A 23,504-nucleotide genomic window follows, 5' to 3' on the forward strand; every position below is an offset into this window, starting at 1 on the left:
GCCGTCAGACGGCTCCGAGGTCGGCGGAGACCCAGTGTTCGGGCCGCATGTAGATGAGGAAGTGCTCGCCGAGCTGAGCCTGGTCGTACTCCACGAACGCGGCGACCTTCGCCTCCGGCAGGTACCGCGCGGCCATCTCCCAGGAGTGCTCGCGGCTGTCCGGGGCGGTTCTGGTGACCGGTCCCTCGACCGACACATAGCGCACGGTGGGCTCCGTGCGCTGCGCCATCAGGCTGAAGCGCCTCGCGCTGCGGATCGCCCGCGCCTTCCGGGAATCGGCCCCGGTACGCACCCACAGCTCGCCACCCGGCGTGTACTGGTACCAGATGGGAACCGTCAGCGGGGCGCGGTCCGGCCGCTCGACGACCGACAGCGCGCCGATGTGAGGCTCCGCCAGAAACTGCTCTCGTTCTTCGATGGAGAGTGTCACGTGGCCGACCCTAACGCCGATGGCGCAGGGTCGGTCGCAAGGATTGCGCCGAGTCGGTCGGCTGACCGCGTGCTGGGTGTTGGGTGCCGGGTTTTGGGTGCTTGGTGCTGGCTGCTGGGCACGCTGGGCGCGTACTAGTAGTCGGCGCCGCGGTCCATGACGCGGCGGGCCGCCTCGGCCTCCGCCGCCGGCGGGGACAACTCGTCGAGCGTGTCCAGCTCGTCGTCCGACTCCAGTTCCCGCTCCCAGGCCGCCGCGAGGCGCTCCTGCTCGTCGCGCGGCTTCGCGCCGACGGCCTCCCGGTGGTGGGGGTCCAGCGCCGCCAGGAATCGTTCGACCGGGTCCGTCGGCATGCTGTGCTCCTTGTCGCCACTAGGTGCCGCTCCGGCCCAGCATGGCCAACCCCACCCGCGCCGGCCGCTCGACACGGCCCGGCACCACCCTGATGGCCCTGCGGGCGCGGTGGCGGCGTGGTGGCCGCGGCGGGCGGTCAGGGGCGCGGCGTCCGTGGATGAGGGGAAGCCGTAACGGTTGATGACGGTGGACGGCTTTCCCGGTCGGCAGGGAGCCGTGGCCGGTGGTGGCGAGTGGACGGCGGTCCCGGCCGGCACAGGAGCCGCGACCCGTGGTGGCGTGTGGACGGATCGGGTGGGCCGTGCCGCGTGGCGCTGATCGGCGGTCGGCCGCGAGGCGATCGGTCAGGTCTGCCGGGCGTGTACCGGGTCGTGGGCGACCTCGTCCGGGCACTTCCGGTGCGGGGGGCTCAGCCGTCGGTCGCGTTGCCAGTCGAACGTCGCCAGCGCCAGGGACGCCGCCATGCCGACGAGGCCGGCGCACAGCGCGGTGACGAGGGCGCCCCGGTAGTCGTGGCTCCGGCCGAGCACCAGGTAGAAGAGGCCGGGCAGGGCGGCGGTCCCCAGCGTGGCACCCAGCCGCTGCCCGGTCTGGAGGGCGCCGCCCGCCGCGCCCGCCATCCGCACGGGCACGTCCCGCAAGGTCATCGTGATGTTGGGGGCGACCACGAAGCCACCGCCGATGCCGCCGAGGAACAGCACCGGGGCGGCGACCCAGGGAGCGATGTGCAGGGGCACGAAGCGGAGCAGCAGCGCGGTGCCGCCCAGACCGACGATCACCCCCGTCAGACCGCACACGGTGAGCAGCCGGCCGAACCTGTCCACCAGCCGCCCGGACACCACGGCCGCGCTCGCCGAGCCGAGGGCGAACGGAGTCACGGCGAGGCCGGACCGGAGCGGGGAGAAGCCAAGACCGTGCTGGTAGAAGAGGGCGAACACCAGCCAGACCCCACTGAAGCCGATGAAGTACAGCGTGCCGATGCCGGCGCCGACGGCATAGCCGCGCACGGTGCTGAACAGGCGCGGGTCCAGCAGCGGCTGGGCGTGCCGGGCGACGAGGAGGCGCTGCCACCGAGTGAACACGGCGAGCACCGCCGCACCGACGAGGAACAGCCACCACAGGTGCTCGAGGCCGCCGGAGTCCGCCTGGACCAGCGGATACATGAGCGCGAGGACGCCGAGGCCGAGGAGCAGGACACCGGGCACGTCCACCTGGCCCCGCCCGGAGCGCCGGGTACGGGGCAGCAGGCGGCGCCCGATCAGGACGGCGAGGATGCCGATGGGCACGTTGACGTAGAAGATCCACCGCCAGCCCTGGGCGCCGGAGGCGAGCGCGAGGATGACACCGCCGGTGATGGGGCCGGCGGCGGAGGAGATGCCGACGGTGGCGCCGAAGAAGCCGAATGCACGGCCGCGTTCGGCGCCGCGGAACATCTGCTGGATGAGCGCGGAGTTCTGCGGGGCCATGAAGCCGGCCGCCAGGCCCTGGGCGAGGCGGGCCGCCACCAGCAGCATGATGTCGGGGGCCGCCCCGCAGGCCGCGCTGAAGATCACGAAACCGCCGAGGGCCAGCAGGAAGATACGGCGCCGGTCCAGCGCGTCGCCGAGACGGCCGGCGGTGACGAGGGCGAGGGCGAAGGTCAGGGCGTATCCGGAGACCACCCACTGCACCTGCGCCGGGGAGGCACCCAGTTCGCGCTGGATGGTGGGCAGGGCGACCGCCACGATCGTCACGTCGAGCAGGCTCATGAAGCCCGCCACCAGCGTGACCCACAGGGCGCGCCACCGGCGCGGATCAGGCTCGTGTTCGGCCTCCTGAGCACCCGGGTCCCGACCGCCTGCCGCCGACGTCGACGCTGTCACCTGGGACTCCTCTCACCAGGGCCGCACCCGGGCGAACCAGGTTCCCGGGCCGGGCACGGGCACACATACCCCAGCCTGCGCCATCACGACATACCGCCCCGCATGAGCCGTCCGCTCGCCTACCCGCGCCGCCCGTGCGCTCACGCGTCGCCGTCCCTCGCTCACCCGGTCCCGGCCCCGCTCAGGACCAGTTCGCGGAACGACGGCACGACCGGTCGGAGGTCCGTGTGGTGCCAGGCCGCCCAGAGCCGTACGGACGCCTGGTGCCAGGGCAGCTCCCGTACCGTGATGCTCTCGCCGGCGCCCCGCAGCATGCTCTTCTGGATCAGTGCGAGGCCCAGCCCGGAGGCGACGAGTCCGAGGGCGGTCTGCGGTTCGGCGGCGTCCAGCCGCACGTCCGGCGTGAACCCGGAGGCCGCGCAGGCGGCGATGAAGACGTCGCGCCAGGCCGGATGCTGGGAGTCCGCCACGGCGATCCACGGCTGCCCGTCGAGATCGGCGGCGGCGATGACCTCCTGCGCGGCGAGCGGATGCCCGTGGGGGAGCGCGAGCAGCAGCGGGTCCTCCAGCAGCAGCGCGGAGCGCAGGTCCGGGTCGTCGTCGGCGGGCGGCTCGTGGACGAGCGCGATGTCCAGGCTCCGCTGCCGCAGACCCTCGAACTGCTCGGCGGGGCTCAGGCGGTACAGGGCGACGTGGATGTCGGGGCTGCGCTGCTGGAGGGCGCGCAGCGCGCCGGGCAGGATGCCGGTGTGCAGGGCGTGCGGGACGTACCCGATGCACAGTCCGCCCTCCTCACCCCGGCCGAGCCGCCGGCCGAGGTTCTCCAGCCGCTCGGCGTGCCGTAGCAGCGCGCGGGCCTCGCTGAGGAAGACCCGGCCGTCCGCGGTGAGCCGGATGCGCTGCTGGCTGCGCTCGAAGAGCGTCAGACCGAGCTTCTGCTCCAGCTGGGCGATCTGTCGGCTGAGCGGCGACTGGGAGATGTGCAGGGCCTCCGCGGCCCGGCCGACGTGTTCGGCCTCGGCGACGGCGACGAAGTAGGTGAGCTGGCGCAGATCAAGCATGTAAGACCTCTGGGGACTGAAGTCTGTCCAACTATGTCTTGGACAGTCTCAACTCCTCGATCCTAGCCTCGGTGACACAAGGACGACGGTCCGCCGGACGCCCCGCGCGGTACTCGTCACCTCCCCTCACCGAAAGAACCCTCCATGAGCATCAAGAACCTGCTTCCCGGACGTCTCGGCTTCGGCACCGCCCCGCTGGGCAACATGTTCCGCGCCATCCCGGACGAGGAGGCCGCGGCCACCGTCCAGGCCGCCTGGGACCACGGCATCCGCTACTTCGACACCGCCCCGTTCTACGGCGCGGGCCTGAGCGAGATCCGCCTGGGCGAGGTGCTGTCCGGCATGCCCCGCGACGCCTACGTCCTGAGCACCAAGGTCGGCCGCGTCATCCTGGACGAGGCCGAGGACCCGGCCGCCCGCGACCTGGGCGAGAAGGGCGGCCTGTTCGAACACGGACGCCCCAACAAGATGGTCAACGACTACTCGGCGGACGCCACCCTGCGGTCCGTCGAGGACAGCCTGAAGCGACTGCGGACGGACCGCCTCGACATCGTCTGGGTGCACGACGTCGCCCAGGACTTCTACGGCGACGAGTGGCTGGCCATGTACGAGAGCGCGCGGACCGGAGCCTTCCGCGTCCTGGACCGGCTGCGGGACGAAGGCGTCATCAAGGCCTGGGGGCTCGGCGTCAACCGGGTCGAACCCCTGGAGGTGACCCTCGACCTGGACGAGCCCAGGCCGGACGCGTTCCTCCTCGCCGGCCGCTACACCCTGCTCGACCACGAGCGCGCCCTTCAGCGGCTGCTGCCCGCCGCGGCCGCGCAGGACGTCGACATCGTCGTCGGCGGCCCCTACAGCTCGGGCATCCTCGCGGGCGGCACGCACTTCGAGTACCAGAAGGCCCCCGCCGAGATCGTGGCCAAGGTCGAGCGGATCAAGGCGCTCGCCGCGCGGCACGGCGTCGGCATCAAGGCCGCCGCGTTGCAGTTCTCCCTCGCCCACCCGGCGACCGCCGCGGCCATCCCCGGCGCCACCCGCCCCAGCCGCGTCGCCGAGGACGTCGCCGCGCTCGCCGAGACGGTCCCGGCCGCGTTCTGGGCCGCGCTCCGCGAGGAGGGCCTGATCGCCGAGAACGCGCCGCTGCCCGCCTGATCATCTCCCGAACCACATCGATCCACCCCAGGAGACACCCATGGCCACCACCGCCGCGTCCCTAGACATCCCCGTGCCCGCCGACCGCGTATGGCAGCTCATCGGAGGTTTCGACTCGCTGCCCGACTGGCTGCCGTACATCCCCGGCAGCGAACTCAGCGAGGGCGGCCGGGTGCGCACGCTGACGAACGAGGAGGGCGGCGTCATCGTCGAACGGCTGGAGGCGTTCGACGACAGGGCGCGCACCTACACCTACTCCATCGTCCAGGCCCCCTTCCCGGTCACCGACTACCGGTCCACCCTCACCGTGCGCGAGACGCCCGACGGCCACGGCGCCCGCGTCGAGTGGTCCGGTACCTTCACCCCCGTCGGCGTGCCGGACGAGGAGGCCGTCGGCCTCTTCCACGGCATCTACACCGACGGACTGGCCGCCCTGCGCCGGACCCTCACCGGCTGACCGGACAGGCGCCGCGCACACCGTGCGGCGCCCGGTCAGGCCGAGGTGAGCCCGTGGGCTTTCGCGTACGCCTGGGCCACCCGGTCGGGGTCCTTCTTCTCCTTGTCGACCTGGCGGTTGAGTTCCGTGAGATCGGCCGTGGTGAGCACGTTGCCGAGCCGGGCGAGTGCCTTGCGCACGGTGTCGTCGGCCTTGCGGTCGGCGATGAGCGGCACGATGTGCTGGCCGGGGACGAGGTTCTCGGGGTCGGTCAGGACCACCCAGTGGTTGGCCTGGATGTCGGTGTCGGTGGTGAAGAGGTTGGCCACGTCGACATCGCCCTTCTTCAGGGCACCCTTGACGAGCGGCCCGGAGGAGTCGAGCGACTTGAACTCCTTGAACTCGACCCCGTACACCCTCTTGAGGCCGACCGCTCCCACCTCCCGCGTCTTCACCTCGGGCGCGGCGCCGATGACGAGCCGGCCGTTCTGCTTCCGCAGGTCGGCCAGGGAGGTCAGACCGTACTTGTCGGCCGTCTCACGGGTGACGACGAAGGCGTCGGAGTCCTCGGCCCGGCCGTACGGCAGGATCTGGAGCCCGCGGGGCAGGGCCATGGCGAGGGCGTTCTGCATCTCGCCCTCCTCGGTCGCGGTGGACCTGGGGTCGACATAGTGCAGGAGCGCGCCCTGGTACTCGGGGAGCAGGTCGATGTCCCCGCTCTTCATGGCCGGGATGAGGATCTCCCGCGTGCCGAGGTTGGCCCGGACGGTCGTCTTCACACCCGCCGCCTCCAGGACACAGGCGTACAGGTGGCCGAGGATCTGGTTCTCGGTGAAGTTGGCCGTGCCGATGGTGAGGCCGTCCGAGCCGGCCCCGCCACCGCTGCCGAGGCCGGAGCCCTGGCTGTCGAGCGAGGTGACACCGCCGCCGCAGGCGGCGAGCGCGGGGAGGGACGCTGCGGCCAGCAGGCCGCCGAGGACGGTACGGCGATTCATGACGAAGCTCCTAGGCGGTGCGGGTGGACGTCTTGCCGCCCGGCCGGGGCCGGGAGCGGGACGGAAGGACGAGCCGCTGAAGGGCGGACAGCGCGAGGTCGAGGACGACGGCGAGCAGGGCGACGAGGACCGCCCCGCCGAGCACCTGCACCAGGTCGCGCTGGGCGAGGCCGTCGAAGACATAGCGGCCCAGGCCGCCGAAGCTCACATAGGCGGCGATGGTGGCCGTCGCGACGACCTGGATCAGCGCCAGGCGCAGCCCGGTCATGATCAGCCCGGCGGCGAGCGGAATCTCGACCTGGAGGAGCACCTGGTGCCCGCGCATGCCCTGGCCGCGCGCCGCGTCCCGGACGTCCGGGTCGACGGCGGCCATGCCGGCGTAGGTGTTCGTGACGATCGCCGGCACGGCCAGCGCGACGAGCGCGACGTACACCGGCCACATGGACAGGCCGCTGGCCAGGAAGACCAGCACGACCAGGCCGACGGTGGGCAGTGCGCGGCCGAACGACGCGAGGTTGACGGCGAGGAACGCGCCCTTGCCGGTGTGCCCGATGAGCAGGCCGAGCGGGAGGCCGATGGCGGCCGCGACCAGCGTGGCGACCAGCGAGTACTGGACGTGCTCGGCGAGTCGGTGCGCGATGCCGTCCGGGCCGGACCACTGGGCGCCGCTGAGGAGCCACTTCACGAGGTTGTGCAGGAGTTCGTACATCAGGCTCGCCGCCTCGTCCACGGGGTCAGCACGTACTGGAGGGCCACGAGCAGCGCGTCCGCCACGACGGCCAGCAGCAGGGTCAGCGCCACACCGACGATGACCGGAGTGGGGAAGTTGCGCTGGAACCCGTCGGTGAAGAGCTGGCCGAGGCCGCCGTCGCCGATGTACGTGGCCACGGAGACGAGCGAGATCGACATGACGGTCGCGATCCGGACGCCTGCGATGACGACCGGGAGTGCCAGCGGGAGTTCGACGGTGAGCAGCGTCCGCAGCGGGCGGGTGCCCATGGCCCGCGCGGCCTCCTTCACCCGGGCCGGTACGGCGTCCAGGCCCTCGACCGTGTTCCGCAGCAGGACCACCAGCGTGTAGATCGTCAGGCCCACCACCGTGGTCGTACGGGACAGGCCGGAGACCGGGAGCAGCAGCACGAAGACCGCGATCGACGGGATCGTGAACAGGACGTTGGACATGCCCAGCAGGACACCGCGCAGGGCGCGCACCCGGTGGGCCAGCACGGCCAGCGGGAGGGAGATCAACAGGCCGAAGAAGACGGCGGAGAGGGCGGCCTGGAGGTGGGAGAGGGAGAGCCCGGCCAGGTCGCTCGCGTGGTCGGCGATCCACGCCCGGTCGATCGTCATGCCGCCACCCTCGCCGCGGAGTGGGCCCGGCTCGCGTGGCGGTGGATGTCGTCGTGGGAGGTCACCCCGGTCACCGCGCCGTCCGCACCGACCCGCACCACGAGGCCGTTGGGCGAGGCGACGGACTCGTCGAGGGCGGCCAGCAGGGAGTCGCCGTCGCGCAGCGGCCGTACCGGCACCCGCTCCTCACCGTTGCGCCACACGACGGGCCGGCCGGCCTCGTCCGGCACGAGTTCCCACGGGCCTCCCGCGGGCACCGGGCTCTGCGCGACGTCGGCGAGGGTGGCCAGGGACAACAGCTTGAGGCCGCGCTCGGACCCGAGGAAGCTCTGAACGAACTCGTCGGCCGGGCGGGCGAGGAGTTCGCCGGGAGGGGCGCACTGCACGAGGTGGCCGCCGGAGCGGAAGACGGCGATGCGGTCGCCGATCCGGACCGCCTCGTCGATGTCATGGGTGACGAAGACGATGGTCTTGCTCAACTCACGTTGCAGCCGCAGGAGTTCGTCCTGCAACTGGGTCCGCACAACGGGGTCGACGGCGCCGAACGGCTCGTCCATGAGCAGGACCGGCGGATCGGCGGCGAGCGCGCGGGCGACGCCGACGCGCTGCTGCTGGCCGCCGGAGAGCTGGTGCGGGTAGCGCTTTCCCGTCTCGGCGGGCAGGCCGACCGTCTCCAGCAACTCGGCCGCACGGGCCCGCGCTTTGCGGCGGCCCCAGCCGAGCAGCAGCGGCACCGTGGCGATGTTGTCGAGGATCGTGCGGTGCGGGAAGAGGCCGCCCTGCTGGATGACGTAGCCGATGGAGCGCCGCAACTCGGCGGCGTCCTGGTCGCGGACGTCACGGCCGCCGACGAGGATCGTCCCGGAGGTCGGCTCGACCATCCGGTTGATCATGCGAAGCGTCGTCGTCTTGCCGCAACCGGAAGACCCGACCAGCACGGTGACCCCGCCGTCCGGGATCTCCAGGCTGAGATCGTGCACGGCGGTGGAGCCGTTCGGGAAACGCTTGTGGACCGACCTGAACTGGATCATGTGATGGCCCCTTGCCTGGGCTGCATAGTGTCATGCAGAGTTCTCGGTGCCTGAATAAGTTGTCAATGGTCTGGCGGGAATCGCTCGCGGTAAATGACCAACAGGCAAGAAGAACTGTCCGGTTCAGGGAGGGTTTGCACTCTATGTCGTCTCGGATAGTGGATGGTGTGGCGGATGGTGAAGCACCGTCCGCACCCGCGAAGTCCGACGCCCTCGTCCTCGACGGCTCCACGCTCTCCGTCGACGCGGTCGAGAAACTCGCCGACGGCCTGGCGCGTCCGCTCCCGGACACCCGGGCGATGGAGCGCGTGACGGCCTCCTGGGACGCCGCGCGGCGGATCGCCGCGACGGGCCGCGTCTACGGCCGCTCGACCGGAGTCGGCGCCAACCGGAACCAGCCGGTGCCCACCGGCGCCGCCGCGGACCACGGGCTGCGGCTGCTGCGCAGCCACGCCGGTGCCATCGGCGAGGAGCTTCCCGCCCGGCAGGTCCGCGCCATGCTGGCCGTGCGGGCCAACCAACTCCTGGCGGGCGGGGCCGGACTGCGCCCGGCCGTCGTCACCGCCCTGTGCGACGCGCTGTCCATCGGTGCCCGTCCGGCCGTCAACGAGTTCGGCTCCGTCGGCACGGGGGACATCGCCGCCCTCGCCCAGGTCGGTCTCACCCTGGCCGGGGAGCGCCCGTGGCACGAGCGGCCCGGCCCCGCCCCGCTCGCGCTGGACAACAACGACGCCCTCGCCCTCATCAGCAGCAACGCCCTGACCCTCGGACAGTCCGCCCTCGCCCTCGCCGAACTGCGCAGACTCCTCACGGCCACCCAGGCCGTCGCGGCCCTCTCCCTGCTCGCCGTCGACGGCTCCCACGAGGCATACGCCGCCCCCGTCCATGCCGCGCGCCCGCACCGCGGCAGCGTGCGGGTCGCTCAGGCCATGCGGGAGCTGATCGGAGCGGCGGACCGGCCCGCCCCGCCGGCCGGCCGCATCCAGGACCCCTACGGCTTCCGGTGTCTGCCCCAGGTCCACGGACCCGCGCTGGAGGCGGCCGACGCGCTGGAGGACGTCCTCACCGTCGAGATCAACGCCGCCGCCGAGAACCCGCTGATCGCACCCGACGACATGGCCGCCTACCATCACGGCGGCTTCTACCAGGCCCAACTGGCCATCGCCCTCGACCACTTCCGGCTGGCCCTGATGCAGGTGGCCCGGTTGTCCACCTCGCGGCTCTCCGCGCTCAACGAGCCGGCCTGCACCGGCCTGCGGCCCTTCCTCGCGAACGGCGAGCCCGCCTCCTCCGGCGTGATGATCCTCGAATACGCGGCCGGAGCGGCCCTCGGGGACCTGAGGTCGTTCTGCGCGCCCGCCTCGCTCGGACACGCCGTGCTCTCGCGTGGCGTCGAGGAACAGGCCAGCTTCGCCTCGCTCGCCGCGCGCCAGGCGCTGCGCGCCTGTGGCGCGTACCGGCTCGTCGTCGCCTGCGAACTCGTCGCGGCGGTACGGGCGTTGCGGCAGCGCGGCCTGCGTCCCCCCGCCCTGCTGCCGGTCGGCCGTGTCTTCGCGCTCGCCGCGGAGAGCCTCGACGCGCAGGACGCCGACCGCCCTCTCACCGACGATGTCACGATCGCCGGCGCACTGCTGGAACGGCTGGCCGAGTCGGTGCCGGAGCGTGTTTCCGGGCGCCGGGCCCCGTGACGACCCGTACCGCCGCCCCTGGCGCGTCTCACCGGAGCCCACGGATGCGGGCCGGGCTCGGGGCCGCGCCGACTCCGTGACGGTGCTGCCGTTCGACCACGCGCTCGGCCTCCCGGACGCGTTCGCGCGCCGGATCGCCCGCAACACCTCCTCCGTCCTGATCGAGGAGTCCCATCCGGCCCGGGTCATCGACCCGGCGGGCGGATCCTGGTACGTCGAGCGGCTGACGGCCGAACTCGCCCAGGCCGCCTGGCAGTTCTTCCGGTCGATCGAGCGCGTGGCGGCCGGGCGGCCGTGCTGCGCTCCGGCCCGGTGCGCACCGACCTGGCGACGACCTGGGCGGAGCGCTCCAAGCGGCTCGCCAAGCGACGCTCAGGTGGTCGCCGGGGACTCCACGCCGAGCCCGGTGAGATAGGCGGTGAGGACGCGGGTCAGGCGGGGTTCCACCTCGACGACGGCATGGCCGAGCCGGGGGTCGTTCGCGTACAGCTCCCGCAGGCGCGGCCCCGGGGTGGCCATCTGCCACAGCGCTCCGGCCATGCTGGTCGCCGTGGCGATCGTGTCGACGGCCTGGAGTTCGGTCAGTCCGAGCAGCCGGTGCAGCTCGCCGCCGATCCGCTCGACCTCCCCGAGCGTCACCAGCTTGAAGGACCGCACCGACTCGATCGACACGTTCCGTTCCAGGTTCAGGGGCGCCTGGGCGAGCAGGTCGCAGAACATGGGGCGCGCCGCGAGTGTGCCGGTGATGACCTCGGCGACCTCGGCGGGCGTGGCCTGTGCCCGGCCGGCGAGGTCGCCGCACAGGTCGGCGGACCACTGCCGCCACCCCTCCGCGGTCAGTTCGAGGAAGATCTGCTCCCTCGTCTCGAAGTAGCGCAGCAGGGCTGATTTGTGCATGCCCACGGCCGCCGCGATGTCGGTGAGGGTGACGTCCCTCACCCCATGCCGGCGACCGAGCGCGCGGGCCGCGTCCAGGATCGCCTGTTCGCGGGCCTGTTTGGCCTCGGCACTGCGCGCACGCTGAAAGGCAGGCTCACTCATGGAGGACATCATAGGAATCCATAGCGCAACGGTGTTGCGTTATTAAGAGAACGGTGTTGTACTAAGGCCATGAGTCAACAGCACCCACAGGTCTGGTTCATCACCGGTTCGTCGCGCGGCCTCGGCCGGGCCCTCGTCGCCGCCGCCCTGGAGGCCGGCCATCACGTCGTCGCCACCGCCCGCCGCCCCGAGGCACTCGCGGAGGCGTTCGGCGAGTACGGCGACCGCGTCCTTCCCCTCGCCCTGGACGTCACCAGCCCCGACGCGGCCCGCGCGGCCGTCGACGCGGCGGTCGAGCGCTTCGGACGCATCGACGTCCTCGTGAACAACGCGGGCTACGCGAACGTGTCGCCCATCGAGACGGCGGACGACGACGACTTCCGCGCCCAGTTCGAGACGAACTTCTGGGGCGTCTACCACGTCACGAAGGCCGCGCTCCCCACCCTGCGCCGGCAGGGGTCGGGCACCGTCGTGCAGTTCTCCTCGATCGGGGGCCGGGTCGGCGGCTCCCCGGGCATCGCCTCCTACCAGGCGGCCAAGTTCGCGGTCGACGGCTTCAGCCGTGTGCTGGCCACGGAGACCGCACCGTTCGGCGTGCGGGTCATGGTGGTCGAGCCGAGCGGCTTCGCCACCGACTGGGCCGGCTCCTCCATGACGGTCCACGCCATCCCCGACGCCTACGACGCGACCGTGGGCGAGATGAACCGGCGGGTGCGGCAGAGCACCGACGGCGCGGCCGGGGACCCCCGCCGCGCGGCCGAGATCATCGTGCGGACCGTGGGGCGCGAGCAGATCCCCAGCCACCTCCCCCTCGGCGTGAACGCCGTGACCATGGCGCTGGACTACTCCCGCCGCCAGGTCGCGGAGGCGACCGCCTGGGAGAAGGTGAGCAGGTCGGCGGACTTCAGCGAGCCCTACCCCGTGGAGCTCCCGCCCGAAGAGCGTCCGTGACGACCCCCTGAGCACGGCGGCCTCTGGTTCCGCGTGCGTCCTCCCCCTCCGTTTCCCCGGTCGGCCCACGGGAACCCGGCGGTGTCGACCGATGGATCGGAGGATGGCCATGACGGGACACACCGACGAGCCCGCCGACCGGTTCGCCCGGGCCCGCGACGACGAGGAGCCCGGAGCGCACTCGGGCAGCGAGAGCCAGGCCCGCGACCGGACGATCCCGGGCACCGCGAGCGCGAAGGAGGGCTACCAGCCCCAGCAGGGCACAGCCGCCGACGAGCCGCTGCGAGGCGTGAGCGCCGAGGAGCAGCCGGGGGAGCGCCGGCAAGGAGACGAGGAGACGGGTCCCGACCGGTAGGGACCGCGTCAGTCGGCGGGGCTGCCGACGGTGGCGGCCTCGCTGCCCTCCCCGCCCTCGTCTCCGTCGTCTCCGTCGTCCGCTGCGGGACGCCGTACGACGAGACTGCTCACCTCGAAGCTCATCTCGGCCGTGCCGGCCTCGGGCGGCGGGTGGTAACGCCCGGCGCTCACCGAGAGGTTGACGATGAGATAGGCGTGCCAGGCGCGGCCCACACCCCGCCTGTCCGAGAACACCCGCGTCCCGTTCAGCCACCAGACCACCGAGCGGCGTCCGAACTCGGTGCGCAGGTCCACCCAGGCACCGGGGCGGACGGCGTCGTCGTGCACGGAGTGCTCGGCGCCCCGCACATGGTTGGTCAGCTCCAGCAGGTCCGGGTGGTCCGGGTGGTATTCGAAGACGTCGATCTCCTGGTCGCCGTCCCGCCAGGTCCAGATGGCCGGCCAGGCGCCGATCTCCAGCGGCAGCCGTACCCGGGCCTCCAGCACATCACCCGACCGGACCGTGAAGCCCTCCTGGCTCCCCTCCGTGGTCAGCAGACCCGTGTTCCATCTGCCGTCCGGCCGGCGTGTGGCCCGGAAGACCCCCGAGCGGCTGTGGTCGGCGTCGGGTACCAGGTAGTCCAGTTTGTCGTCGTCCGGATTGACCGGGCCGCCGTCCGGATAGGCCCACGAGCGACCCGCGACCCACTGTGTTTCCGAAGCGAAGTCCGCCGTGAACACGACGTCGGGTCCGGTCGGGCGGCGCGGAGCGGGCAGCCGGCCGCCCGGTGCGAGTTCCTCCATGCCCGATGTCTCACCGGTGGTGGCCCGGTCATGCGCCCGGGCCCCGATCCGGCGCCGAGATTGGGCCGTCCGGGTGAACGGCGGGCGGTTCAGCGCAGACTGGCGCCCTGGGCGCGCAGTTCTCGCTGGACCGCGCTCACCTGGACGTCCCGTGGCTGCCGGCCCTGCGTCGCGGCCAGGGCCGCGCAGACACCCGCCGCCTGTCCGGTGGCCATGGAGATCGGCATGACGCGGTAGGAGGAGTGGGCCACGTGGTCCCCGGAGATGCAGCGGCCCGCGACCAGGACCCGCTCCACGCCCCGGGGAAAGAGGCAGCGCAACGGAATGTCGTACGACTCCCCGCGCGGCAGCCGTCTCAGCGTGGTGCCGCGTCCGCTGGGGTTGTGGATGTCCACCGGGTAGGCACCGCGGGCGATCGCGTCCTGGAAGGTACGGGCCGTGAGCACGTCCTCGCCCGTCAGCTGGTACTCGCCCACGATCCGACGCGTCTCCCGGACACCGACCTGGACGCCGCTCTGCGCGACGTAGGAGTCCGCGAACCCCGGCACCCGCTCCCGCAGGAACCGCGCGATCTGCGCCATCTGCCGGTGAGCGGTGAACTCCGCCCGGGTGAGGTCCCACACGCTGGTGCCGAGCACTTCGGTGATCCGGGTGGAGTTGACCGCCACCTCACCCGTGTTCGGGGTGGCGAAGAAGAGCACGTCCTCGCGGGGCAGGTCCAGCTCCCCGGCGTCCGTGGCGGCCCGCACCAGGTCCCACAGCCCGTGCACGCCCCGCCACTGGTCCGGGTGGGCGCGGGTGTAGGCGGTGAAGGCGTCGTGGTCGAAGCGGACCATGCGGAACATCAGCGACATGGGCTGGGTCCAGCCGTCCTCCGGCCGGCCGATCTCGTACGCGGCCCCCGCCGCCGCGGCGATGTCGCCGTCCCCGGTGCAGTCGACGACCACGTCCGCGTCCATGACGAGGGGCCCGGACTTCGTCTCGAACACCGCACGCGCCCGGTCCGGCATGCTGAGGACGTCGGAGGCGAAGGCGTGCAGGAGCGTACGGACCTCGTGCATCTCCAGCAGCTCGTACAGCACCAGTTTGAACAGCTCCGGATCGAAGGGCACGGTGTAGCCCGTCTCCAGTGAGGGCCGGATCGCCGCTCCCGCGCGCACGAGGTGGTCGAGCAGCACCCACAGCACCCCGCCGACGACCGGCTCGCCCTCGCCGTGATCCGGCGGCAGCAGACGCGCGGTGTCGCCGGCCACGGCCTGCTTGACCTCGTTGTGGAAACTCATCAGCGGCATCACCAGCGCCGCGGTGGCATTGCCGCCGAGGAACCCGTAGCGCTCCACGAGGACCACCTCGGCGCCCGCGTTGGCGGCACCGAGAGCCGCGCCGATGCCGGCCGGCCCGCCGCCGATCACCAGCACCTGCGTCGACCCCGCGTGCAGAGCCTGACGCGGCGGAAGTTCCACCGTCCGGGGAACGCGGGGCGGCATCAGGTAGGACACGTTTCACTCCCTCGGGAAACCGGTGGTCGCGGCCTCAGCCCGCGGTGGAGGCCGCCACGGGCGTGCCGCCGCGTACGACGTCGTGCCCGGCGGCACTGTCCAGATAGGCGAGGAGCCGATCGGCCGTCTGGGCCGCCCGCAGCCGCATCGCCGCCGTACGCACAGCCGTGTCCGCCACCCGGGCGCGCCGCTCGTCCCACAGGCGGTCCACCTCCGCCAGCAGCAGCCCCGCCGTCTCCCTGACCACCCCGCGCAGGGCCGGCGCGCCGATCTGCTGCGCGAAGTCGAAGACCTTGCCCGCGTAGGGCAGGGGGAGCAGAGGGATTCCGGCCAGCGCGGCGAAGATCAGGAAGTGGAGCCGCATGCCGACGGCCAGATCCAGCTGCTTGACGATGTCGAGGACCTGCTGCGGCCCGTGATCGCCGTGCAGCACCGTGCAGCGGTCCGCCTCCGCCATGCGGGACGCCACCGCGTGGGCGTGCCGGATGTCGCCGCGTTCCATGGAGACGAAGACGATGTGAGCGTCCAGGCGGTGGACGAGGAAGTCGCCCATGCTGGCGAGGAGCTGGTGGTATCCCTCCTCGTCCAGGTGCTCCGCCGCGTGCCCGGGCTCCCGCACGCTCATGCCCACCAGCCGCACGCCGCGCGGCACGGCCTCCGCCCGCAGCAGCGCCGCACCCCGGCCGCCGGGCTCCAGCAGCAGCGCCGGATCGGCGGTGACCAGGACGGGCCGGTCGAGGCCGGCCTCTTCCAGCACGAGCTTCGACTCCTCGTCACGGACCGTCACCTCGACCGCGTCCGAGAGCACCGCACGGACCCACGCGCAGTCCGACTCCTCGGTGAGCGGCCCCGCCCCCACCGCGTAGGTGAAGACGGGCACGCCGAGACTCTGGGCGGTGCGGGCCGTCCGCAGATAGCGCCGCGCCTCGGTGTCGTAGAGGATCCCGCCGCCGCCGAGCACCAGGACGCTCAGCCGGCGCAGATGCGCGGAGATGCCCTCCCGGCAGACGCCCTCCCACCCGACGACCTCGACATCCGGATGGACGCTGCGGGTGTGCTGGGGATTGCGGGAGAAGACCACGAAGCGAGTGTCCGGCCGACCCGCCCGGACACGGTCCAGCAGGGCGGTGAGGATCGCCTCGTCGCCCACGTTCCGGCCGCCGTAGGAACCCAGCACGCCTACGGTCATGCTCTGCGCACCATCCACGACCGCTCCCTGCCGTACGACCCTTATGAGCATGTCTGTACCAGCTTGCCGTCAGCCGCGGGGAACGCGCGACCGCGTCGCCGCGCACTTGGCGGACCAGCCGGTCGCGGCTCCCCGCGGGGGGCGTGACCGGCCGGGAAACCGCCGTGACCGTGCCTGACGCGGCCGGTCAGCGGACGAGGCGGTGCCTCCTGCCTCCCCGGCGGAAGCGCACCGCGGCGTAGACGAGGTCGGCGACGAGAACGACGGCGCCGATGACCAGGAGATACATCAGACCGTGGACGACGAATCCGATGATGCCCAGGACGACGGCCACGAGGATCAGGAACAGGAACAGACTCATCGGATCTCCCGGCGGTCTTCGGCGCGTCAACGGCGGGCCAGGCGCCGCTCGCCGCCGGCTCCTGGCGTATAGGTCAGCTCGTAGTGGGCGAAGACGCCCGGCTCCTCGGCGACGGGCAGTTCGCCGTCGGTGTCGATCGCCGGAGCCTTCTTGACCTGGTCCTTGCTGTGGGCGACCTTCAGGTAGCCGGGACCCACCGTCGCGCCGGGGAGCGGCACGAACACCAGACGGCGACGGGTGGGCAGGCCCACGGTCACCGTGACGAAGAAGGGCTGGTCGGTGGACGTGTCCACATAGACCGACTCCATGACGCCGATCTTGTGACCTTTGGGGTCGACGACGTCGTGACCCCGCCACTCACGGATATCGGTTGCCTCGAACATCAGAACCTCCTCTGCGGGAGTACCCACCATCAGGCCGGCGATGTGGTGTCCGGCACCGAAGGCCCCGGACGGCGTACCGGATGCGCGGCCAGAGGGGTGGAGGCTTCACTCCACTGTAGGCATGTGACGTCGAAGCGGTTCCTCGGCGGTGCGGCCGACCCGCCGAGGAACGGCGCCGTACCGGAGGTCAGGAGAGCTTGTCGACCGCCGTTCGGGTGGTCGTCTTGAAGGCCTTGACCGGGGCGTCGCGGAACGAGCCCATCTGGGACCACTTCACGACCGTCACGGTCCTGCCGTCGCGGCCGACCGAGAACAGGGCGATGTCGGAGGCGCCCCAGGACGCGGTGGTGTGAATGCCGTAGACGTGGGCGCCCTCCGCCACCTCGACCTTGCCGTAGTACTTCTTCGCCGCCGTGATGTCCGAGGACTGCGACTCCAGCTTCTTCGCGCAGCCCGAGAGGTCCTTGCGCAGCAGGGCGGCGAAGTCGGCGGCGCGCTGCTCGTCGCGCTCGACGACGGTGACCTGAAGGGCGTTGGTGTCGAGGTCCGTCCAGTAGGCGCGGTGCACGGAGATCGACGGCAGGGCGTCGCCGACGCACATCGGCAGCGGGTCCGGCTGGCCGGCGGTGACCGGGCCGGCGTACCAGGGCGACGAGGGGTGGGGCGGCAGCTCCGCCGGGTCGAGGAAGGCGGGTGTACCGGCGGTGCCGGCGGCAGCCGTCGCCGGCACCGCCGCCAACGCGAGGGCGGTGCCGGTGGCCAGGGCCGTCAGAGCGCTGCGGATGCCCCGCGTCCGGATCTTCATGGTGTCCCCCTGTGCGGTGTGATGCGCTGGATGCCGGGAGGACGGGTTCCTTCCCGGCCGTCATGTGGAGTACGACCCGTCCCGGGGGCGGTGCGTTGTGCCCCCGTGTGCCACAGAACGGTCACAGACGTCACCGGTCGGCTGCTCCGTCCGGTTGTCGCCCGGGTCCAGCCGCACGCGCAGGCTCTGCACACTGCGGGCCACGCGAGCGGGGCCGTACGACACCGGGTGACCGTCCGGCCGGGGCCGGCGGGCGAGCAGGTGTCTGAGGGCCGCGGTGGCTTCGAGCCGGGCCAGCGCGGCGCCGAGACAGTAATGGCTGCCCAGCCCGAAGGCGAGATGCTTCGGCTGCCGGTCGAGCCGGAGCCGGTGCGGATCGGGGAAGACACGCGGATCACGGTTGGCCGCGCCCAGCAGCACGGAGACGACGGCGCCGCGCGAAACGGGCGTACCCGCGATGTCGGCGTCCACCAGGGCGGTGCGGGGCGCCAGTTGAATGGGCGGATCGAAGCGGAGCAGTTCCTCCACGGCCGCCGCCAGCGCCTCCTCCGCGTGGCCGGCGGCCGCGAGCCACGCCAATTGGTCGGGGTGCTGGAGCAGCGCGTGCAGGCCGTTGCCGATCAGACCGACGGTCGTCTCGTACCCGGCCGCCACGAGCTGCGCGCACGTCGTCACGGTCTCCGCCCGGGCCGGCCGGTCGTCGGCGTCGTGGGCGAGCACGCCCAGAATCCCGGAGGCTTCCGGGCGCCGCAGGGCGACGCCGATGTCCCGCGCCAGCCCGACCCCCGCCCGCGCGATGCGCTCGCGCGTGCCGGGGGTGAGCAGACCGGGCGGATCCATGCCGCGCACCAGGAGCGCGGCCGCCTGCGCGAAGCGGTCGCGGAGGTCTTCCGGCACGCCGATCAGATCCGCGACCACCCGGGCGGACAGGGGCCGCGCGACCTCCGCGACGACCTCCGCCGTACCCGACCGCGCCGCCGCCTCGACCAGACCCGCCGCCACGTCGTCGATCCTCCGGCGCAGCGCCAGCACCTCGCGCGCGGTGAAGGCGCGCCGTACGCGCTCGCGTTGGCGGGTGTGGCCGGGCGGATCGGTCAGCAGGAAGGTGCGGGCGGGTACGCCGTAACCGGTCCGGTCCTGTGCCGTCTGGGCGCCGTGCCCGAAGCGCGGATCGCGCAGGACGGCCTGGGCCTCTACGTAGCCGAGGACCACGACGTCACCCGAGGGCGTGCGGTGCACCGGGCCGCTCGCACGGCGCACCTCCTCGTAGAAGCGGTACGGATTCTGTACGAATTCGTCGGCGCCGATGTCGAAGGGGAACTGTCTCATCAGAGAGTCGGTCAGCGTATCGGATGCTTCCATTCAGACCTCGCCCGTGATTCCTCTGTCCCCGCACTCTGGTAAAGAGTGCACATGACGGGTGAACGCGGAACGGAATTCGTCGCTTTTCACGCGGCTGCGGGAAAAACGCGGAGACGCTGGGTGAGCGCCGGGGCCGTCTGCTCGGGGCTGTTCCTGCTGGGCATGGACCTCACCGTGCTCAACGTCGCCCTTCCCGATCTCCAGACCGCGCTCGGCTCGTCGGCGGGGCAGACGCAGTGGATCGTCGACGCCTACGCACTCGTCCTGGGCGGCCTCGTGCTGACGGCCGGGGGCGTCACCGACCGGATCGGCCGCAGACGAGCGTTCCTCGCCGGCCTCGCCCTCTGCGGGTGCGCCTCCTGGGCCGGCGCGGTGGCCGCCGTACCGTGGCAGCTGATCGCGGCGCGCGGTGCCATGGGCGCGGGCGCGTCGCTCATCATGCCCGCCACGCTGTCGCTGCTCACCGGCCTGTTTCCGGAGCCCGTGCCGCGGCGGCGGGCCATCGCGCTGTGGGCCGCGGTGGGCGGGCTGGGCGGCGCCCTGGGGCCGGTGATCGGCGGCTGGCTGGTCGGTCAGCACTCGTGGCGGGCGGTGTTCTGGCTGAACGTCCCCTTCGCCGCGGGGGTCATCGCGCTGACGCTCCTCGTGGTCCCCTCGCCGCCGCGCTCCCGCACCGGGCCCGTCGACGTACCGGGCACCCTGCTGTCCGCGACGGGGCTGCTGGCGCTGGTCTGGGCGATCACCGAAGGCCCCGGCCGGGGATGGACCAGTGGGCCGGTCCTCGCCGCGTCCGCCCTCGCCGCCGGGCTGTTGACCGCGTTCGGCGTGTGGCTGCGGCGGGCTCCGGCGCCCATGCTGCCCCGGCACGTGAGGCGACGTGCGGTCACCGTCCCGGCGGCGGCCCTGGCCATGATGTCGTTCGGGATGTTCGGCGCGCTCTTCGTCATCTCCCTGTATCTGCAAGGCGTGCTGGGCTGCACCCCCTGGCAGGCCGGTGTGCGCACGCTGCCGCTGCCCGCCGCTCTCGTCGCCGGCGCCGCGCTGGCCGCCGCGCTCACCGCGCGGCTGACCCACCGGCCCGTCATGGTGAGCGGCCTCGTCGTGGTCGCCGGCTCCTTCGTGCTGCTGGCCCGTACGACGTCGGAGTCCGGTTATCCGCACCTGGCCCTGGTGCAGATCGTCGCGGGTGTGGGGGCGGGGCTGACGGCGGCGGCGGGCACCGCCGCGGTGATGGAGAGCGTGGGCGAGCCGCACGCCGGGGTCGGGTCCGCCGTCAACGACGCCACCCGCCAGGTCGGCGCCACCCTCGGGGTCGCCGTCCAGGGCTCCGTCCTCGCCACCGTCTACCGGGACCGGATCGGCGACGCACTCGCCCACGCCGGCCTGCGCGGCCTGCCGTCCGCCGCCAAGGACAGCGTCGTCGCCGCCGCGCTGGCGGGCCGGCACGCGACCCCGGCCGTGCGGAGCCAGCTGCTCACCGCGGCGGCGGACGCCTTCGTCGCCGGGCTCACCCGCAGCGCGTGGGTGGCGGCCGCGGTCGCCGTCACCGGGGCGGTGGCCGCATGGCGCGGGCTGCCGCGCCGGACCACCGCCCTCGCGTCGCCCTGTTCGGAGATGAGCGGTTCTCCGTAGACCACTCTGGTCATTGTTCTCCGACACGCGCCCGTCTCATGATCGGGCCCGCCGCAGGTGCGCTTTGCTGGCTTTCCGTCGATCACACACCCTTTCCTGCCCAGGGGGAATTCTTGGCCGACCAGCTGATCGTCGACACGCTTGTCCGTCTCATCGTCCGCCATTTCGAAATGGACCCGGCGCAACTGCACGCCGACAGCAATCTGCAACACCTCGGTCTCGACTCGATCGCCCTCGCGGAACTGCTCGTCGTGGTCGAGGAGGAGACCGGCATCGAGGTGCCGCTCACCGACGAGACGATGCCGACGGGTCCCGGTGTCACCATCGCCGCGGTGGCCGACTACGTGGCCCGGTTCGCCGACGAGTCCACCCGCGCCGTCCTGCACACCCTGGCCGCCGCCCCGGCGGACGTCGACGCATGAGTCGATCACAGACCGTCGTCACGGGCATCGGACTGGCCACCCCCGCCGGAGTCGGCGCCGACGCGACCTGGCGACGGCTGTGCGCGGCGGAGCCCACGGCGTCCACCGACCCGGAACTCGCGGGCCTGCCCGTCGACTTCAGCTGCCGGGTCCCGGACGAGCAGCTCGCCGCCGCCCTCGGGCGCGGGCTGCGCTGGCGCACCGACCGCTTCATCCACCTCGCCGTCACCGCCGCCCGCGAAGCGATCCGGGACGCCGGTCTGGAGCCGGGGGAGTGGGACGGCGACCGGGTCGGCGTGGTCATCGGCGTGGGCGGCAGCGGCCGGGACACCGATCTGCATGTCGCGCGATGCCTGATCTCGGGCACCCACCGGAAGATCTCGCCGACCACGGTCCCGCGGGCCCTGCCCAACATGGCCGCCGGAGAGATCGCCGCCGACCTGGGCGCCAAGGGACCCGGCCTCGGTGTCAGCACCGCCTGCGCCTCCGGCGCGACCGCCATCGGCATCGGCCGGCAGCTCCTGAACGGCGGCATGTGCGACATCGCGCTGGTCGGCGGGGCGGAGAGCGCCTGCGGGCCGCTGTCCAGCATGGGCTTCTGGCGGCTGGGCGCGCTGTCCACCCGCTGCCGCGACCCGCTGGGCGCCTCGCGCCCCTTCGACACGGAACGCGACGGCTTCGTCCTGGCGGAGGGCGCCGGCGTCCTGGTCCTGGAGCGGAGGGAACACGCCCGCGCCCGTGGGGTCAGGGGGAAAGCGGTGCTGTCCGGATTCGGTGCCACCAGCGACGCCCATCACCCCACCAGCCCGCACCCCGAGGGCGAGGGCGCCGAACGCGCGGTGCGGCAGGCACTGGCGGAGGCCGGCCTGACGCCCGGCGACGTCGACCACGTCAACGCGCACGCCACCTCGACGCCGTTGAACGACCGCATGGAATCCGCCGTGCTGCACCGGGTCTTCCGCCGACCGCCGCCCGTCACGGCCACCAAGAGCGTCCTGGGGCACTCCCTGGGAGCCGCGGGTGCCGTCGAGGCCGCCGTGTGCGTGCTGACGCTGCACCACCAGACCATCCACCCGACGGCCAACCTCGACACGCCCGAACCCGGACTCGACCTCGACATCGTCACCAAAGCCGCCCGCACCTGTCGGATGGACACCGTCCTGAGCACATCGTTCGGCTTCGGCGGCCAGAACGCGGTCCTCGTCTTCCAGGCCGTCTGACCACCAACGGCCGGTACGCGCCCCCCTGGTGAGCATTTCATCCTCGTACGAGCCCGATCGCCCGCGAAGGGTTCAGCGCCCCGTTCGACTGCTCGCCGCGGACCGCGAGAGGGCGCCGCGCGGACACCCCCTTCACCTCCGGTCGTCACGCCGCCCCCGAGCAGATCGTCACCGAGGCCATCCGGCACCGGCGGATCGTCGCCCCCGACTACGAGCGGCGGTACGGACCGCGGGTCGGCGACTCCGCGGTCCGTACCGGGGTGAGACGGCTGGGCTGTGTGGGGGATCAGCCGGTCCGGTTCACCTTCGCGAGGGCCTTGGCGAGGCCGTTGGCCCACAGCTGGTCGACCCGCGAGCGCTCGGTTGCGTTCGGGTACCGGTTGGTGCAGGACGGGCCGGGGCCGCCGCCCGACATCAGTTCGCTGCACGGGCCGCTGTAGTGGTCGGGCAGGCCCAGCACGTGGCCGGTCTCGTGCGCGGCGACGCGAATGGAGTCGTACTGCTGGTTCTGCGCGTAGTCCAGGAAGATGTAGCCGCGGCCGTGGCCGTTGGTGGAGGCGTAGGACCCGCGCGAGTCGTTGCCCTCGTAGTAGGCGAAGTCGCCGGTGCCCGAGGTCGCCTGGAGCTTGACGTTCGACACGGAGCTGTTCCAGATGGAGGCGGCGCTCGATATCTGGGAGCGGAAGCTCGGGGCCTGGGAGGCGTTGTAGTAGACGGTCACCACCTTCAGCGAGGGCTGGTCGGCCTGCCGCTCGGCGACCGACTTCAGCACCGCGTCGAAGAACGCCTTGCTGCCGGCGCTGTCGGCCGCGCCCACGTATCCGGCGGCGACGGTGGTGGTGCGGGCCGGTGCCTCGGCGGTGTTCTGGGCGCTCGCCGGGCTCGCGGTACCCAGCGCGGCGGAGGCCAGACCGAGACCGAGCGCCAGGGCCACAAGTCTTCTGGTGTGCTTCGACCCGGTGCTGGTACGGAACGACGCCATGGGGGGCTCCTTCTCGTCCTGTGGGGTGGAACGATCGGTTGCCAGTGAGTCTCGGGCAGGCCAACGGGGCCAGGGATGATGGCAATCGGGGATAGCGCGGGGCTATCGCGGGCCGACTCGTCCCTGTTCGTTGGGACTTGAACATCTGGTGCGGTGCC

At 72.4% G+C, this 23,504-nt stretch carries 25 protein-coding genes and 1 pseudogene; 9 read left to right on the forward strand and 17 right to left on the reverse strand.

The features are described from left to right. Positions 1-4: 4 nt before the first annotated feature. The 4 genes from ACZ4WH_RS30575 to ACZ4WH_RS30590 form a co-directional block, all read right to left on the reverse strand. Positions 5-430, reverse strand: coding sequence for a pyridoxamine 5'-phosphate oxidase family protein (locus ACZ4WH_RS30575; RefSeq protein WP_468186809.1), 426 nt, complete (start codon positions 428-430; stop codon positions 5-7). 134 nt (positions 431-564) lie between these two features. Further along, entirely contained in the window at positions 565-783 is a 219-nt protein-coding gene (locus ACZ4WH_RS30580; protein WP_468186812.1) for a hypothetical protein, read from the reverse strand. Between the two features lie 345 nt (positions 784-1,128). Continuing rightward, positions 1,129-2,646 (reverse strand): MFS transporter, encoded by a 1,518-nt coding sequence (locus ACZ4WH_RS30585; RefSeq protein WP_468186815.1) that lies wholly within the window; start codon positions 2,644-2,646, stop codon positions 1,129-1,131. 161 nt (positions 2,647-2,807) lie between these two features. Then, positions 2,808-3,707: a LysR substrate-binding domain-containing protein gene (locus tag ACZ4WH_RS30590; protein WP_468186818.1), complete on the reverse strand. Its 900-nt coding sequence runs from the start codon at positions 3,705-3,707 to the stop codon at positions 2,808-2,810. A 144-nt stretch (positions 3,708-3,851) separates the two neighbouring features. Here ACZ4WH_RS30590 and ACZ4WH_RS30595 point away from each other — a divergent pair, with 144 nt between their 5' ends. Both ACZ4WH_RS30595 and ACZ4WH_RS30600 read left to right on the forward strand, forming a co-directional pair. Further along, positions 3,852-4,859 carry an aldo/keto reductase gene (locus ACZ4WH_RS30595; protein ID WP_468186821.1) on the forward strand — a complete coding sequence of 336 codons (1,008 nt, stop codon included), beginning with the start codon at positions 3,852-3,854 and terminating at the stop codon, positions 4,857-4,859. A gap of 40 nt (positions 4,860-4,899) precedes the next feature. Beyond that, complete coding sequence (locus tag ACZ4WH_RS30600) at positions 4,900-5,316, forward strand: SRPBCC family protein (protein ID WP_468186824.1); 417 nt, start codon at positions 4,900-4,902, stop codon at positions 5,314-5,316. 35 nt (positions 5,317-5,351) lie between these two features. Here the strand turns inward: ACZ4WH_RS30600 and ACZ4WH_RS30605 are convergent, their stop codons facing one another. The 4 genes from ACZ4WH_RS30605 to ACZ4WH_RS30620 are packed head-to-tail and all read right to left on the reverse strand — an operon-like array spanning position 5,352 to position 8,671. Then, entirely contained in the window at positions 5,352-6,290 is a 939-nt protein-coding gene (locus ACZ4WH_RS30605; RefSeq protein WP_468186826.1) for an ABC transporter substrate-binding protein, read from the reverse strand. A 10-nt stretch (positions 6,291-6,300) separates the two neighbouring features. Then, on the reverse strand, positions 6,301-6,999 hold the full coding sequence (locus ACZ4WH_RS30610; protein WP_468186952.1) for an ABC transporter permease: 699 nt from the start codon (positions 6,997-6,999) through the stop codon (positions 6,301-6,303). Next, on the reverse strand, positions 6,999-7,640 hold the full coding sequence (locus ACZ4WH_RS30615) for an ABC transporter permease (RefSeq protein ID WP_468186829.1): 642 nt from the start codon (positions 7,638-7,640) through the stop codon (positions 6,999-7,001). Before ACZ4WH_RS30615 ends, ACZ4WH_RS30610 begins: the two co-directional genes overlap by 1 nt. Next, positions 7,637-8,671, reverse strand: coding sequence for an ABC transporter ATP-binding protein (locus tag ACZ4WH_RS30620; protein WP_468186832.1), 1,035 nt, complete (start codon positions 8,669-8,671; stop codon positions 7,637-7,639). Before ACZ4WH_RS30620 ends, ACZ4WH_RS30615 begins: the two co-directional genes overlap by 4 nt. 143 nt (positions 8,672-8,814) lie before the next feature. Here ACZ4WH_RS30620 and ACZ4WH_RS30625 point away from each other — a divergent pair, with 143 nt between their 5' ends. Both ACZ4WH_RS30625 and ACZ4WH_RS30630 read left to right on the forward strand, forming a co-directional pair. Beyond that, positions 8,815-10,359 (forward strand): aromatic amino acid ammonia-lyase, encoded by a 1,545-nt coding sequence (locus ACZ4WH_RS30625; protein WP_468186834.1) that lies wholly within the window; start codon positions 8,815-8,817, stop codon positions 10,357-10,359. 58 nt (positions 10,360-10,417) lie between these two features. After that, a pseudogene (locus tag ACZ4WH_RS30630) lies at positions 10,418-10,731 on the forward strand (methylmalonyl-CoA mutase family protein); the annotation flags it as partial. Here the strand turns inward: ACZ4WH_RS30630 and ACZ4WH_RS30635 are convergent. Then, positions 10,732-11,400, reverse strand: coding sequence for a TetR/AcrR family transcriptional regulator (locus tag ACZ4WH_RS30635; protein WP_468186837.1), 669 nt, complete (start codon positions 11,398-11,400; stop codon positions 10,732-10,734). Between the two features lie 69 nt (positions 11,401-11,469). On the opposite strand from ACZ4WH_RS30635, the gene ACZ4WH_RS30640 reads away from it, so the two are divergent. Together ACZ4WH_RS30640 and ACZ4WH_RS30645 are read left to right on the forward strand one after the other, a co-directional pair. Continuing rightward, complete coding sequence (locus tag ACZ4WH_RS30640; protein ID WP_468186840.1) at positions 11,470-12,351, forward strand: SDR family NAD(P)-dependent oxidoreductase; 882 nt, start codon at positions 11,470-11,472, stop codon at positions 12,349-12,351. A 109-nt stretch (positions 12,352-12,460) separates the two neighbouring features. Next, entirely contained in the window at positions 12,461-12,706 is a 246-nt protein-coding gene (locus ACZ4WH_RS30645) for a hypothetical protein (protein ID WP_468186843.1), read from the forward strand. An 8-nt stretch (positions 12,707-12,714) separates the two neighbouring features. On the opposite strand, the gene ACZ4WH_RS30650 is transcribed toward ACZ4WH_RS30645, so the two are convergent. The 7 genes from ACZ4WH_RS30650 to ACZ4WH_RS30680 all read right to left on the reverse strand — a co-directional run bounded on the left by ACZ4WH_RS30650 (position 12,715) and on the right by ACZ4WH_RS30680 (position 19,057). Further along, positions 12,715-13,491 carry a LamG domain-containing protein gene (locus ACZ4WH_RS30650; RefSeq protein WP_468186845.1) on the reverse strand — a complete coding sequence of 259 codons (777 nt, stop codon included), beginning with the start codon at positions 13,489-13,491 and terminating at the stop codon, positions 12,715-12,717. Positions 13,492-13,580: 89 nt separating this feature from the next. Then, on the reverse strand, positions 13,581-14,990 hold the full coding sequence (locus ACZ4WH_RS30655) for an FAD-dependent oxidoreductase (protein WP_468186848.1): 1,410 nt from the start codon (positions 14,988-14,990) through the stop codon (positions 13,581-13,583). A 34-nt stretch (positions 14,991-15,024) separates the two neighbouring features. Beyond that, the gene (locus tag ACZ4WH_RS30660; RefSeq protein ID WP_468186851.1) at positions 15,025-16,179 is read right to left on the reverse strand and encodes a polysaccharide pyruvyl transferase family protein; all 1,155 of its coding nucleotides are present in this window, start codon (positions 16,177-16,179) and stop codon (positions 15,025-15,027) included. Between the two features lie 187 nt (positions 16,180-16,366). Next, positions 16,367-16,540 (reverse strand): hypothetical protein, encoded by a 174-nt coding sequence (locus ACZ4WH_RS30665; protein WP_468186853.1) that lies wholly within the window; start codon positions 16,538-16,540, stop codon positions 16,367-16,369. A 26-nt stretch (positions 16,541-16,566) separates the two neighbouring features. Continuing rightward, complete coding sequence (locus tag ACZ4WH_RS30670; protein ID WP_468186856.1) at positions 16,567-16,923, reverse strand: PRC-barrel domain-containing protein; 357 nt, start codon at positions 16,921-16,923, stop codon at positions 16,567-16,569. A gap of 187 nt (positions 16,924-17,110) precedes the next feature. Beyond that, the gene (locus ACZ4WH_RS30675) at positions 17,111-17,728 is read right to left on the reverse strand and encodes a hypothetical protein (protein WP_468186859.1); all 618 of its coding nucleotides are present in this window, start codon (positions 17,726-17,728) and stop codon (positions 17,111-17,113) included. A gap of 60 nt (positions 17,729-17,788) precedes the next feature. Further along, on the reverse strand, positions 17,789-19,057 hold the full coding sequence (locus ACZ4WH_RS30680) for a cytochrome P450 (RefSeq protein ID WP_468186862.1): 1,269 nt from the start codon (positions 19,055-19,057) through the stop codon (positions 17,789-17,791). Positions 19,058-19,210: 153 nt separating this feature from the next. Between ACZ4WH_RS30680 and ACZ4WH_RS30685 the strand changes: the two genes are divergently transcribed. The 3 genes from ACZ4WH_RS30685 (at position 19,211) to ACZ4WH_RS30695 (ending at position 22,364) form a co-directional block, all read left to right on the forward strand. After that, positions 19,211-20,722 carry an MFS transporter gene (locus tag ACZ4WH_RS30685; RefSeq protein WP_468186865.1) on the forward strand — a complete coding sequence of 504 codons (1,512 nt, stop codon included), beginning with the start codon at positions 19,211-19,213 and terminating at the stop codon, positions 20,720-20,722. A gap of 113 nt (positions 20,723-20,835) precedes the next feature. Then, on the forward strand, positions 20,836-21,144 hold the full coding sequence (locus ACZ4WH_RS30690) for an acyl carrier protein (RefSeq protein WP_468186868.1): 309 nt from the start codon (positions 20,836-20,838) through the stop codon (positions 21,142-21,144). After that, entirely contained in the window at positions 21,141-22,364 is a 1,224-nt protein-coding gene (locus ACZ4WH_RS30695; RefSeq protein ID WP_468186871.1) for a beta-ketoacyl-[acyl-carrier-protein] synthase family protein, read from the forward strand. Before ACZ4WH_RS30690 ends, ACZ4WH_RS30695 begins: the two co-directional genes overlap by 4 nt. A 286-nt stretch (positions 22,365-22,650) precedes the next feature. Here the strand turns inward: ACZ4WH_RS30695 and snpA are convergent, their stop codons facing one another. Next, positions 22,651-23,346, reverse strand: coding sequence for a snapalysin (gene snpA / locus ACZ4WH_RS30700; RefSeq protein WP_468186874.1), 696 nt, complete (start codon positions 23,344-23,346; stop codon positions 22,651-22,653). Between the last annotated feature and the right edge of the window lie 158 nt (positions 23,347-23,504).

It is taken from the genome of Streptomyces sp. NPDC029138, assembly GCF_055564375.1.